The following is a 13,560-nucleotide window of genomic DNA, read 5'->3' on the forward strand; positions in this document are numbered from 1 at the left end:
TTGAACTAGCAAAAGCCTCATATGACATCTATATTTTCTATCTAAAATAAAGAGAGCTACGCTAATTATTCGAATATCAAATCAATAAATTGATCGCTTTTACGTCTCAATACAACCATAATCAATAAAAATACCAACTATTATGTATAGAAATATAATCACAAAAGATATTCTTTAAAAATTTATAAAGACTAAAATTCCGATTCCAATTTCTCGTCTTTACGCAAATCCATATAGATTTCGATTAAAGACCATACAATAACCAGTGCTAAAAGGAGCATTGAGAACATGAAAGCTGTAATATACGTCATAGGTTTCAATCTCAGAGAGAAAATGACCAGAAAATAGAAAAGACACAATTTCTTCTTTTCTTCGACAAAAGTCTAATAACTAAAATTTGTGCTGGATAGTCATTTTTTCATCATTTTAAGACTTATTTTATATAAGATGATATATACTAAGGATTATTAAGCATTTATTTATATCTTTCAGGTCTTAAAAAATTATTTAATATACTTTTTTGATCTTGGATTTTTCATATTATTAATGAATTTGAAATAAAGCCTATTGACTGTGAATAAGAACAGGAAGAAATTATGCAGTTCATACCGTTAGCTCTTATTTCTTTCTACTTATGCTAAACAAATTTATTGGCGAATCTGCATTTAAACTTGCCGGTTGGCAATATCATGTCGAACCCGATGTACTCGAAGATAAACAGGTCATTGTCGGATTTGAACATACATCCATGATGGATGCAGTTCTATCTTTGGCACTCTTTAAAATGTATGACATCAAAATTCATACCCTGATCAAGAAAGAACTATTCAAAGGCCCAATGAAACCAATTCTGGAAGCCATGGGTGGTATCGCGGTCGACCGTAAGGCGAATAAGGATATTGTCAGCATAATGGTTGAACATTTTCAGAATAATGAAAAATTCAATCTGGTGATCGCACCTGAAGCAACCCGTGCCAAAAATGGTGAAACGCGTAAACCAATCCGTACCGGTTTCTGGCATATTGCCAAAGCTGCCAATGTGCCAATTGTGCTGATGTATGCCAATTCCAAGACCAAGCAAGGCGGGATTTTTGGCAAAATCTATCCGACTGATCTTGCACATGATCTGGCTTTAATCAAGCAGCTCTATAAAGAGAATGTTGGTCTGGATATTATTATCCCGGAATAAACACTCCATAAAAGGGCTTGAGAATAATATTTCTCCTGCCCTTTTCTTATTTAGGTATTTTCTCAGCAAACATTTTCTTAAGTTTTTATTTACATTTATTGCTTTGCCTTTCTATTTTATTGCCTATTTTTTTGGCATTATCATTAAATCTCAAATTCAGACTCTTTTTTCAAAAAAAGAGCTTATGGTAGAATCGGCGCAATTCGATAGGCATACAGCCAATCTACAAGGAGCATATTTCGCATGGCGGGTCATTCCAAGTGGGCCAATATTAAGCATCGTAAAGCAAAACAAGATGCCAGTCGTGGTAAGTTGTTTACCAAATACATTCGTGAATTAACAACTGCTGCTAAACTCGGTGGCGCTGATGCGGGTAGTAATCCTCGTCTACGTGCTGTTGTAGAAAAAGCATTATCTGTAAACATGACACGTGATGTGATCAATCGTGCGATTCAGCGTGGTGCCGGTGGTGAAGATAACGACGATCTGAAAGAAGTAACCTATGAAGGTTATGGCGTAGGCGGCGTTGCGGTTATTGTTGAAACCATGACAGATAACCTGAACCGTACGGTTCCTGATGTACGTCACTGTTTCACTAAAACTGATGGTAACCTCGGTACCAACGGTTCAGTATCCTTCCTGTTCACTAAACGTGGCGAGATTACTTTTGAAGATGTGTCTTTAGAAGATCAAATCATGGAAGTAGCACTTGAAGCGGGTGCTGAAGACATTGAAGTGGATGAAGATGAAATCCTGGTGATCACTACGCCAGAAAGCTTCGGTACAGTACAAGATGCTTTAGCTGCTGCGGGTTTAAAATCTGATAACGCTGAAGTGGTGATGAGCCCATCTACCAAAGCTGAAATCACAGATATCGACCAAGCGAAAAAAATCATGAAAATGATTGATATGCTTGAAGATCTGGATGATGTTCAAAACGTTTATACCAACGTTGAATTCTCTGATGAAGTTTTAGCACAACTCGATGCCTAATTTTCTATGAGATCAAAACGCACCTTCGGGTGCGTTTTTTATATGTCCTAAAAAGCCTAGAATTTTAAACCTTATTTAAAAGACCACTACAGTTAAAGACATTATATTCCTTAATCACGAAGCTGGAATGCAGCGCTACGACATGCTCGATCTTGCCGATTCTACTTAATAGAATCTGACTATAATTTTCCATATCACGTGCCACAACTTCGACAATAAAATCCGCAGACTGCCCTGTCACCAGAAAAGCATTAATGACTTCCGGAATATTTTCTAATTCTTCTAAAAATTTGGCAAAAGTATCGCTATCATGCTTGCTTAAGGAAACCTGCAACAGCACATGCAGGCTAAAGCCCAATTTTTGATAATTAATCTCGCGCTTCAAGCCACTGATAATATTATGATCGATCAAATGCTTGATCCTGCGGTGTACCGAACTCACAGATAAATTTACTCTCTCCGAGAGTTCATTCAGATTGACATCTTCATGGGTCAAAATTTCAAGAATGTGCTTATCAAAACGATCTAATTCCATCTTTAATCTCTTGCCATTTTATTTAAATACATCATCATTTAACTCTTAGTATTGTTTTTTTTTTCGTAAATTACCAGTTATTTGAAAAAAAATGCCAGATATATCTTAATAGCCAGTTTTAAGCCATGTTTATAGTCATTCGTCGTATAAAAAAATTTTCGATAACCGTCTCTTTTAAATAAATCATTCTTATTTATCACTAAACTATTTATGAATAAAAACCATTACCCTGATAATCCTATTTTCAAAGCATGATTAATCCAACTTAGATTTACACTTGTATAGAAATTGAATAAGAATTGAGCGGTTTATCTAAAACACACAACAAACATAACAAGATAAAAATTCGCAAGGAACGGTTATGGCTTTTAGTATTCTTAGTTCAATTAAAACTAAACTCAGTCCAGTGCTCACGACAGAGACACAAAATACGAGTTTACTTGGCAGTTTATTGGGTGGCAGTCTTTCTGGCATCATTGGTTCTATTACAGGTTCTACCCCCTCTACACCCTCCCTGGATTCTCTCTTAAACAGCCTGCTTTCTGGCAAAAGTTTAACTTCCAGTTCCCTCACTGATTTAATTAGCCAATTTACAGGCTCAAATGCTTCTAAACTTGATATCAATAGTTTAATTAGCCAGTTAACTAAAGCCAATGGTGGCAGTTTTGACATAGGTTCAATCAGCAATTTGCTTGGCAGTTTAATGGGTGGTAATACATCAACCCTGGATTTAAATGCAGTTATCAAATTGGTCAGCGGATTGATGGGTGGCAGTACTGGCAATGTAGACCTCGGTAAAATTGCTGAACTGGCTGGCAACTTATTGCAAGGTGGCGACCTTGATCTTACCCAAATCACTCAACTGCTGAGTGGCTTGATTGGAGGTACTGGTGGTCTTGGTGGAACAGACATTGGGGCCATCGTCGGTATCGTCAGTGGTCTCATCCAAGGTGGTGATATTGATATTACTCAAATCACCCAACTATTGAGCGGTCTGATTGGTGGTTCAGGTGGATTAGACGGCATTGATATAGGAGCAATTGCAGGTCTAGTTAGCGGCTTGATTCAAGGTGGCGATATTGATATCGCACAAATTACTGAACTGGTTAGTGGCTTAATTGGTGGTTCTGGCGGACTTGGCGATGTAGATATTGGTCAAATTGCCAACCTAGTCGGTGGTCTCATCAGTGGCAATGCCGCTAGTGATCTCGACATCGGTGCAATTGTTGACTTGATCAGCGGATTGATCGGTGGCTCAACAGGTAGTTTAGATACCAGTTCAGTCAATCTGTTAGCCAGTAACCTAATGAGCAATGCAAGCAGTGACCTTGATATCGGTGCTATTACCAATTTGCTCAGTGGTCTAATCAGCAATTCAGGCAATATCGATACGGGCACCATTGCGCAAACTGTAACGCAAAGCCTGATGCCACTGCTTGTATCGATTGATACAGGTAACTCATCCATTGATATGGATCAACTTACCCAAGTTTTACCAACAGTGGTTGGTAGTGTGACTACATTGGTATCTGCAATCAGTTCTGCAGGTTCAGGTAATGTGCCAGACACCATCGCGGATGTACTAAAAGGCATCAATCCACTGTTGAATCTATTAGCGAATAGTGACGTTCTTGACGCTGATCAGGCAGAAATCTTGAATTCTCTTTACGATGTCTTGAATAGCGTACAAGTGGTGCTGGATTTTGTGAATAACCCATCACTGCTCACCTTATCCAGCGACCTCAATAATGTGATTACCGCACTAAAACCTGTGATTGCGCTAATTGATAGCGAAGGTCAATTTACAGATGCACTGGATGGTATTCAGTTCCCTGAAATTGGTGACTTACTTGGATCACTCGGTTCTGGCATACCAAGCTTAGACGGTTTAGGTCTGGACGCATTCACAGATAGTCTTGGCAATTTAGTCGGTAACAACTCGTCCCTACAACTGCCTGATCTTAGCGAATTGATCTCCGGCATTAGTAATACTGATACGGCTACGAATATCAGCATTACTGAAATCCTCCCAACCATTAAAGAGACCATTACCAATCTCTCAAGTGGTAGTTCCCTGCCGAAGTTTGACTTTAGCTCACTGCTCAGTGGCTTCAGTAAAACAAGTGATATTGATCAAACCAACCCTTGGGGTTAATTCTAATCTCATAAAAAAACGCGCTTTATGCGCGTTTTTTTTATTTCATTTTTAATTTTATACACCGCGCCAATCGACACGAGCATTACGCTCATTACGATACATCTTTTGAATATATTGCCCTAATGGCAACTCAGCCAAATGACTTTGATATTCACGGTATTCATCCGACATTGATTCAAAGCTTTCTCGCTCCCACGGCGTTCCCGGAATGGCCAGTAAAGGTGCTAAAATGGAACAAACTGCAATATCGGCCAGAGAGAAACGTGAACCGACGAGATAAGGTCCTTCTTTTTCCATACGAATCTGATTAAGCTGCTCAACCGAATCCGTGATAAATTGTTTGGACTGTTCCAGTGTTTCTTCAGTTAAGGCATAACCCTTGGTCAAAATGGTTTTTAGCAATGGCTTGGAGAATTTTTCAAACTGGCGCAGATAGCCTTTTTCTCCAATCAGAATATCCATCGATTCATGATCATGCGATAAAGCCTGAGCCAGCATCCAGCGACGCACATGGCGGCCTAATTCCTGAGTGATTTCATCAATATCTAATGCCTGCTGGCGCAAGCTTGTTTCTGCAGGTAGCAGACGGTGTTCAGGATATTGCTCATCCAGATACAGGGCGATTTTGGTCGAGTCCGCAATCCACTGTTCCCGATCGCGCAGAATCGGTAAACGGTTTTGTCCCGTTTTCAGGCGAGCAAAGGCACGATGAGCACCCGGCATCAGATTTTGCGCAACATATTCCAGCTCTTTGTAATCCAGCATCCAGCGTGCCTTTTCACAAAAATGAGAAAGTGGAAACTGGTATAAGATGCGCATAAATTCTCCATGCTTGTTTTTAGGTCAGGTCGCATTAAAACCATCTAATTTAGTCGGATACTTTAGTCACCCCCGACTGGAAATACAATGAACTTTTTATTCAAAATAAAGATGTTGCTTATTCGACACGGCGATGAGTATTTTTATACATTTTTTTGTCTTAATTATCTATAAAGCAGATATGCACTACTTTAAACTCATCTTTTAAAATCAAGGAAACATTAAAAACCTATTTAATTTTAATCAGTTACTATATTCCAAATTTATAAGAATCTAGTAGTTTTTGTCCTAAATAGCTTTTTTCATAAGCTTTGCAAAAGCAATTGCTTAATTACATAAAGCTTTCGCTGTAACGTTTTAGCATCGATTTAGGATGTCATTATGTCTCGTTTAACTTCTGAAAAAGTTCATATCATCGAAAATGATCTCGACGCGATTAATGCTGCTTATCAGGTTGCAGACTTTGCCCTAGAAGGCCGTAATCAGCGTGATCAACAACGTCTATTACCTTTTGCTGAGATTGACCTGTTCAGCCAGAAAGGCCTGGGCGGCATGCGCATTCCGAAACAGTACGGCGGTGCATTTGTTGCCAATAAAACCCTGGCGCATGTATTCCGGATTATTAATAAAGCTGACTCAAGTGTCGGGCAAATTCCGCAGAACCAGATTGCATTACTCAACATGATCGGGATCATGGGCACAGAAGAACAAAAACAGTTTATTTATAACGAAATTCTAAAAGGTAAGCGTCTGGCCAATGGTGGTCCGGAACGTAATACCAAAGACACCAAAACACTGGCAACCACGCTCACGATTGAAAATGGCCGCTATTTTATGAATGGTGAAAAATTTTATTCGACCGGCAGCAGCTTCGCGCACTGGTTAGCGATTAAAGCGATTCATCCTGAAGGACATGTGGTGCTGACTATTGTCAATCGCAATGCCGACGGCATTGAAGTGATCGATAACTGGAATGGCTTTGGTCAACGCACGACTTCGAGTGGCACAGTCAAACTTCAGCATGTCGAAGTTGATCCACTATTGATTTTTGATGAGCGTCTGTTAGGGAGTCAACCAAGCTACCGCGGTGCCTATTCCCAATTGATGCAGGTTGCGATTGATGTCGGCATTGCCGAAGCTGCTTTTGCCGATACGCTGACTGCGGTGCATAAGGCCCGTCCAATCGTGGATGCTCAGGTAGAAAAAGCCAGCTTTGAGCATTACACCTTGCAGGAAGTCGGTAAATCTTCTGTGCTGCTCGATGCCGCGATTTTACTGCTGAATGAAGCCGCTGAATATCTGGATGAACTGGATCAGCTGGAATCTGTGACTGATGAGCAGGCCGCTAAAGCCTCAATTCTAGTGGCTGAAGCCAAAGTCTATGCCAATGATGCAGCTTTGCATATCTCGGAAAAATTACTGGAACTAGGCGGCAGCCGCTCTAGCTTAAGTCAGCATAACCTCGATCAGCATTGGCGTAATGCCCGTGTGCATACCCTGCATGACCCGATCCGCTGGAAGCTGCATGCGCTCGGGGATTATTACCTGAATCATAAACTCCCTGCCCGCCACGCTTGGATTTAAGGATATTCGCCATGACTTCATTTCAAAATATTATTCCATTGCAGTCAGAACAGCTGGCACATGCGCACATCATCAAATCTGATGAAGAAGCACTGGAAATTGCCCATAATCTGGCAGAGCAGTTCAAGGCTGGTGCCGTAAAGGTGCCCGTTTTGGTAATGCCTTGGCTGAGTTTAAAACCAAGACTGCCGCTCAACGTCAAACTGCCATCCGCAAAGCAGAGCAAGGTTATGTCATTAACGGCGAAAAATTCTATTGCACCGGCAGCCTGTTTGCGCACCGTATTCCAACCCTAGTGGTGGATGAACATGAACAGCAGTTTCTGGTCTTTGTGCCACGTAACAGCGAAGGTCTTACCTTGATTGATGACTGGAGCGGTTTTGGTCAACGTACCACTGGCAGCGGCACGGTGAAATTCGACAACGTGCATGTGCTTGAGGAAGATGTGGTACGTTTTGATACGGCCTATTCGCACCCAACCATTTCGGGCCCTTTCGCACAATTACTGCATGCCTCTATTGAAACCGGCATTGCCCGTGCTGCTTTTGAAGAAACCTTGAATCGCGTGTGTCAGGCCCGCCCTTGGATTGATTCGGGTGTGGACAAAGCTACCGATGATCCGCTGACTAAATTTGAACTGGGCCGCGTGGTTGCTGATGTACGTGCTTCAGAAGTGTTACTGAAACAGGCCGCCCGCTCTGTAGATGCAGCTAAAGCTGATCCAACTGAATCTAGTGTTGCCAAAGCCTCTCTAGATGTAGCTAAGGCCCGTGCACACAGTAGTGAAACCGCCTTAAAAGCATCATCCAAACTGATTGAACTGGCTAGCAGTCGTGGTAGCCAACGCGAAGATGGCTTGGATCGTTTCTGGCGCAATGCCCGCGTGCATACCCTGCATGACGCTTCACGCTGGAAATATTATTTCATTGCCAATTATTTGTTGAATGGTGTCCTACCTCCACGCCGGGGGACCTTGTAATGACAAATACGACAACCAACCCAAAAGCTAAAAAAATCCTGCTAAATGCCTTTGATATGAACTGCGTGGGTCATATCAATCATGGCTTGTGGACTCATCCACGGGATGAATCTCACCGTTTTAATGAACTCAGCTACTGGACGGATCTGGCAAAAACACTAGAACAAGGTTTATTTGATGGCCTATTTATTGCCGACATTACTGGAGTCTATGACGTCTATCAAAACGGTATTGATCTGACGCTAAGAGAATCAATTCAGTTACCCAGTCATGACCCAAGTACGCTGGTATCTGCTATGGCAGCAGTAACTGAAAATCTTGGTTTTGGTGTCACGGTGAATTTAAGCTATGAATCACCGTATCAGTTTGCCCGCCGCTTTGCCAGCCTGGATCATCTGACCAATGGCCGTATCGGCTGGAATATTGTTACGGGTTATCTGGACAGTGCACAACGTCTGATTGGTGAAAATGGCCTGAAAGACCATGACCTGCGCTATGAACAGGCCGAGGAATTTTTACAGCTTTGCTACAAGTTCTGGGAAGGTTCTTGGGAGGATGATGCTGTGCTGAAAAACAAACAGCAGCGCATCTACACTGATCCAGCCAAGGTGCATCAGGTCAATCATCAAAGCCAGTTTTATCGCAGTCAGGGCGTATTCCAGGTTTCCCCTTCTGTTCAGCGTACGCCGGTACTATTCCAGGCTGGTGCATCACCGCGTGGTATCGCTTTCGCTACCCAGCATGCTGAAGGCATGTTTATTGGTGGTGAACATCCACACAAGATCAAGAAACAGGTCGATCAGATCCGCCGTCAAGCGGTTGAACAAGGCCGTGATCCTGAAGCAATCAAGATTTTTGTCGGCATTACCGTGGTAACCGCAGAAACAGATGAACTGGCACAGCAAAAACTGGATGAATACCGTGCTTACGCCAGCCCTGAAGCTGGTCTTGCACATTACTCCAGTTCGGTTGGCATTGACTTGGCCAAATTTGCCGATGATGAGCCGATCCCGTACAAGAAGACCAACAGTATTGCGACGGTTAATGACAAATTTAAAGAGCAGCAGATCACACCCAATGACCTAAAGGCTCAACATGTGCTGGGTGGACGTTATCCACTGATCGTTGGCAGTGGCGCCACCGTGGCAGAAAAACTGATTCAGCTGATTGATGATACCGGTATTGATGGCTTCAACCTGACCCGTACGGTGGCACCTGAATCACATCAGGATTTTATCCAATTTGTGATTCCTGAATTACAGCAGCGCGGACGCTATAAAACTGAATATGAACAAGGCAGTTTCAGACACAAACTGTTTCAGCAAGGAGACCGCTTACCTAGTGCGCATCCAGTACAGCAATTCCGATGTCAAAAATCCGCCTCAACAGCGAACACAAACTTAAAGCAAAAACAATCAGCATAAATTCATTTTGAGGTGCAACATGGCACAAACCGCTAAAACAAAATTCACCATTATTGGGGTAATTATTGCTGCCATCATCATTGGGCTGGTGATGTGGAACCAGCAAAAGAAATCCGGTTCGGATGAACTGGTGATTGGGATCAGCCCATCTTTTGCTAAACCTTTGCAGGTCGCAGCCGAAGAAGCCAAACAGCAAGGCGTAAATGTCAAACTGGTTGAGTTTTCTGACTGGAATACTCCAAACATTACCCTAAATCATGGCGATATTGATGCCAACTTCTTCCAGCATCAGCCATTTTTGGACAATGCTAAAAAAGAAACTGATTTCAAGATCAAAGCCTTTGCCAAAGGTGCAGCGACACATGTTGGTTTGTATTCCAAGAAAATTAACAGTCTGGATGAACTTAAAGACGGCGCGAAAGTTGTGGTACCAAACGATCCAGTCAATCAGGGACGTGCGCTACTGTTATTACAACAGGCGAATCTAGTGACATTGAAAGATCCAAACAACCACCTGTCAAGCCTGAAAGATATTGCAGTGAATCCGAAAAATCTTCAGTTTGTTGAAGTTGAAGGTCCACAAACCGCTCGTGCCATTGATGATGTTGATCTGGCATTCGGTTACCCGCATTACCTACGTCTGGCTAAAACAGCTGATCCAGAACAAGCATTGTTATTTGACTCTAACAAAGACAACCGTTATGCAATCCTGTTTGCCGTACGTGAGGACTATCAGGACAAAAATGACAAGCTGAAAAAATTTGTTGAAATCTATCAGAACTCACCTCGCGTGAAGGAAGCATTAGATGCTGACTTTGGTGCGAAGCTCTGGTTCCCGGGCTGGAAATAAGGAGAATACTATGGTGAGTTTTGGTTCTCAGGTGGCGTTTTCTGTCCCGCATATCAAGATCCGTAACCTGAACAAATATTATGAAGTACAAGGCAAATCGGTACATGCCTTAAAGAACATCAACCTAGATATTCCTGAAGGTAAAATTTTCGGGATTATCGGTAAAAGTGGCGCTGGTAAATCTTCACTGCTACTCACTCTAAATGGTCTGGAACAGATCAGTAAGGGTCATATCCATATCCACCAGCAGGATCTGGCAGGACTCACCCATGCTGAACTGATCCAGTTACGTCAGCGCATTGGCATGATCTTCCAGCACTTCAACCTGATGTCTGCCAAAACCGTCTGGGAAAATGTAGCTCTGCCTTTAAAAGTTGCAAATTATAAAAAATCAGACATTGATGCGCGTGTAAACGAAGTGCTGCAACTGGTCGGCTTAAGCGATAAGGCTCAGAACTACCCTTCTCAGCTATCCGGTGGCCAAAAACAGCGTGTCGGTATTGCCCGCGCGCTGGTGCATCACCCGAAAATTCTACTCTGTGATGAAGCCACTTCTGCACTGGATCCGGAAAGTACCTCAGTGGTGCTGTCTTTACTGAAAGAAATCAACCAGAAACTCGGCATCACTATTGTACTAATCACCCATGAAATGCAGGTCATTCGTGAAATCTGCGATCAAGTCGTCGTGATTGAAAAAGGTGAAATTGTTGAAGCGGGTGAAGTCTGGTCAGTGTTTTCCAATCCACAGCAGCAGATTACCCAGGAACTGCTGAATCTGGAACAGCTGGAACTGCCATTTTCGATCAGTCCTGAAGTGACAACAGATACCACGCATAGCATTATCAAACTGCGCTATGCCTCTAGTGTTCAGTATTCCCCAGATTTGAAAGTGATTTTCGAACAGTTCGAGCATCCGGTGCATCTCTATCAAAGTCATATCGACAGCATCCAGAATCATCTGGTCGGTAGCCTGATTGTCGCAGTTGCCGATCTAAATCTGGATACTGACTTACTTCAGCAAAAACTAAAACAACACATTGCACAGATTGAGGTGATTGGCTATGCACGACCAACTCATTGATTTATTACTAACAGGAACCACCGATACCCTCATCATGGTTGGTGTATCCGCAATCGTTGCCTTTCTGATTGGTTTACCGATGGCAGTAGTACTGGTCAGTACATCTGAACACGGGATCTATCCATCCAAACCCATTAATCAGGCTCTGGGCTGGATTGTAAATATTACCCGTTCGGTGCCTTTCCTGATTTTAATGGTCGCTTTAATTCCCCTTACCCGCTGGATTGTAGGCACCAGCTATGGCGTCTGGGCAGCAGTTGTACCTTTAACGTTGGCCGCGACTCCTTTCTTTGCGCGTATTGCTGAAGTGAGTTTACGTGAAGTCGATCAGGGACTGATTGAAGCGGCTCAAGCGATTGGCTGTAACCGTAAGCAAATTATCTGGCATGTGCTATTACCTGAAGCTTTACCAGGGATTGTGGCCGGTTTTACCGTCACTTTGGTGACCATGATTAACTCATCAGCAATTGCCGGTGCTATTGGTGCCGGTGGTCTGGGCGACATTGCCTACCGTTATGGTTATCAGCGTTTTGACATGCAGATCATGCTGGCAGTGATTGTGGTACTGGTGATTCTGGTCATGCTGGTTCAGGCCACTGGTGATACCCTGTCGAATCAGCTCGACAAACGTAAAATTTAAAAACATCTATTTCATAAGTTTTCAACAAAGCACCTAGCCATGACCTGACTTTGTCATGGCTTTCATGTAAAATCACTGGCAATTTTTATATAACGCTTTGTGAGTTATTTCATGGGTTTTAATTGTGGTATTGTAGGCCTGCCTAACGTTGGTAAATCTACGCTTTTCAATGCATTAACTAAAGCTGCAATTGCTGCGGAAAACTTCCCATTCTGTACGATTGAACCAAACACCGGTATCGTGCCTGTGCCTGATCCACGCCTGGACAAACTTGCTGAAATCGTAAAACCACAACGCGTGGTACCAACTACCATGGAATTCGTGGACATCGCGGGTCTGGTTGCTGGTGCTTCCAAAGGCGAAGGTCTGGGTAACCAGTTCCTGGCGAATATTCGTGAAACTGATGCAATTGCTCACGTTGTTCGTTGTTTCGAAGATGAAAACGTGATTCACGTCAACGGGAAAATTGATCCGCTTGATGACATCGCAACCATTAACACCGAACTTGCTCTGGCTGACCTTGAAACTGTGACTAAAGCAGTGACTCGTCTGGCGAAGTCTGCAAAAGGTGGCGATAAAGAAGCTGTAGCCACTAAAGCCGTTCTAGAAAAAATCTTACCTCTGCTTGATGAAGGCAAACCTGCCCGTGCAGCAAATCTGGATGATGACGAACGTAAACTGGTTCGTGGCTTTGGTCTATTAACACTTAAACCAACTATGTACATCGCTAATGTGGCAGAAGACGGTTTTGAAAACAACCCGCACCTCGATGCGGTACGTGAACTGGCAGCTGCTGAAAATGCAATCGTGGTTCCACTTTGCAACCAGATCGAAGCTGAAATTTCATTGCTTGAAGATGAAGACCGTGCCGAATTCCTGGAAGCAATGGATATGGAAGAGCCGGGTCTGAACGTGGTAATCCGCGCAGGCTATTCACTGCTAGGCTTGCAAACTTACTTCACTGCCGGTGTTCAGGAAGTTCGTGCCTGGACGGTTAAAGTCGGTGCTACTGCCCCTCAAGCAGCGGGTGTCATTCATACTGACTTCGAAAAAGGCTTTATCCGCGCAGAATGTATTGCTTATGATGACTTCGTACAGTACAACGGCGAAGCTGGCGCTAAAGAAGCTGGTAAATGGCGTCTAGAAGGTAAAACTTATATTGTTCAGGACGGTGACGTTCTGCACTTCCGTTTCAACGTATAAGTTTGAAACCAAAAAATAGCCCCGATCATTCGGGGCTTTTTTGTTACCAAATTTGGCTTCTTGCCATTTTCATACGCATATTTACATCCTATTTATAAAAATCTC

11 protein-coding genes and 1 pseudogene are annotated in these 13,560 nt (G+C 42.9%); 10 read left to right on the plus strand and 2 right to left on the minus strand.

All coding sequences use genetic code 11. The features are described from left to right. The first annotated feature begins 634 nt into the window (after positions 1-634). Positions 635-1,189, plus strand: a complete 555-nt coding sequence (locus AC4MBN_RS09065) for a 1-acyl-sn-glycerol-3-phosphate acyltransferase (protein WP_312208885.1) — start codon at positions 635-637, stop codon at positions 1,187-1,189. A gap of 243 nt (positions 1,190-1,432) precedes the next feature. Then, entirely contained in the window at positions 1,433-2,182 is a 750-nt protein-coding gene (locus AC4MBN_RS09070) for a YebC/PmpR family DNA-binding transcriptional regulator (protein WP_004784089.1), read from the plus strand. 64 nt (positions 2,183-2,246) lie between these two features. Here the strand turns inward: AC4MBN_RS09070 and AC4MBN_RS09075 are convergent, their stop codons facing one another. Then, entirely contained in the window at positions 2,247-2,717 is a 471-nt protein-coding gene (locus AC4MBN_RS09075) for an Lrp/AsnC family transcriptional regulator (protein WP_004784091.1), read from the minus strand. A gap of 361 nt (positions 2,718-3,078) precedes the next feature. Here AC4MBN_RS09075 and AC4MBN_RS09080 point away from each other — a divergent pair, with 361 nt between their 5' ends. After that, positions 3,079-4,872, plus strand: coding sequence for an autotransporter outer membrane beta-barrel domain-containing protein (locus AC4MBN_RS09080; RefSeq protein ID WP_491880138.1), 1,794 nt, complete (start codon positions 3,079-3,081; stop codon positions 4,870-4,872). Between the two features lie 57 nt (positions 4,873-4,929). Here the strand turns inward: AC4MBN_RS09080 and AC4MBN_RS09085 are convergent, their stop codons facing one another. Then, positions 4,930-5,694, minus strand: coding sequence for a glutathione S-transferase family protein (locus AC4MBN_RS09085; RefSeq protein ID WP_491880139.1), 765 nt, complete (start codon positions 5,692-5,694; stop codon positions 4,930-4,932). Between the two features lie 381 nt (positions 5,695-6,075). On the opposite strand from AC4MBN_RS09085, the gene AC4MBN_RS09090 reads away from it, so the two are divergent. From AC4MBN_RS09090 to ychF, 7 genes and pseudogenes are all read left to right on the plus strand, one after another. After that, positions 6,076-7,278: an SfnB family sulfur acquisition oxidoreductase gene (locus tag AC4MBN_RS09090; protein WP_491880140.1), complete on the plus strand. Its 1,203-nt coding sequence runs from the start codon at positions 6,076-6,078 to the stop codon at positions 7,276-7,278. 139 nt (positions 7,279-7,417) lie between these two features. After that, positions 7,418-8,257: pseudogene (locus AC4MBN_RS09095) on the plus strand (acyl-CoA dehydrogenase family protein); the annotation flags it as partial. Continuing rightward, positions 8,257-9,681, plus strand: coding sequence for an LLM class flavin-dependent oxidoreductase (locus tag AC4MBN_RS09100; RefSeq protein ID WP_491880141.1), 1,425 nt, complete (start codon positions 8,257-8,259; stop codon positions 9,679-9,681). The pseudogene AC4MBN_RS09095 and the gene AC4MBN_RS09100, both read left to right, overlap by 1 nt. A gap of 19 nt (positions 9,682-9,700) precedes the next feature. Next, positions 9,701-10,531, plus strand: coding sequence for a MetQ/NlpA family ABC transporter substrate-binding protein (locus AC4MBN_RS09105; protein ID WP_419365534.1), 831 nt, complete (start codon positions 9,701-9,703; stop codon positions 10,529-10,531). A 10-nt stretch (positions 10,532-10,541) separates the two neighbouring features. Continuing rightward, complete coding sequence (locus tag AC4MBN_RS09110; protein ID WP_491880142.1) at positions 10,542-11,612, plus strand: methionine ABC transporter ATP-binding protein; 1,071 nt, start codon at positions 10,542-10,544, stop codon at positions 11,610-11,612. Further along, positions 11,593-12,252, plus strand: a complete 660-nt coding sequence (locus tag AC4MBN_RS09115) for a methionine ABC transporter permease (RefSeq protein ID WP_159123258.1) — start codon at positions 11,593-11,595, stop codon at positions 12,250-12,252. Before AC4MBN_RS09110 ends, AC4MBN_RS09115 begins: the two co-directional genes overlap by 20 nt. Before the next feature lie 111 nt (positions 12,253-12,363). Then, positions 12,364-13,455, plus strand: a complete 1,092-nt coding sequence (gene ychF / locus AC4MBN_RS09120) for a redox-regulated ATPase YchF (RefSeq protein ID WP_005236355.1) — start codon at positions 12,364-12,366, stop codon at positions 13,453-13,455. Positions 13,456-13,560 lie beyond the last annotated feature (105 nt).

Source organism: Acinetobacter sp. CAU_H_60 (assembly GCF_058599385.1).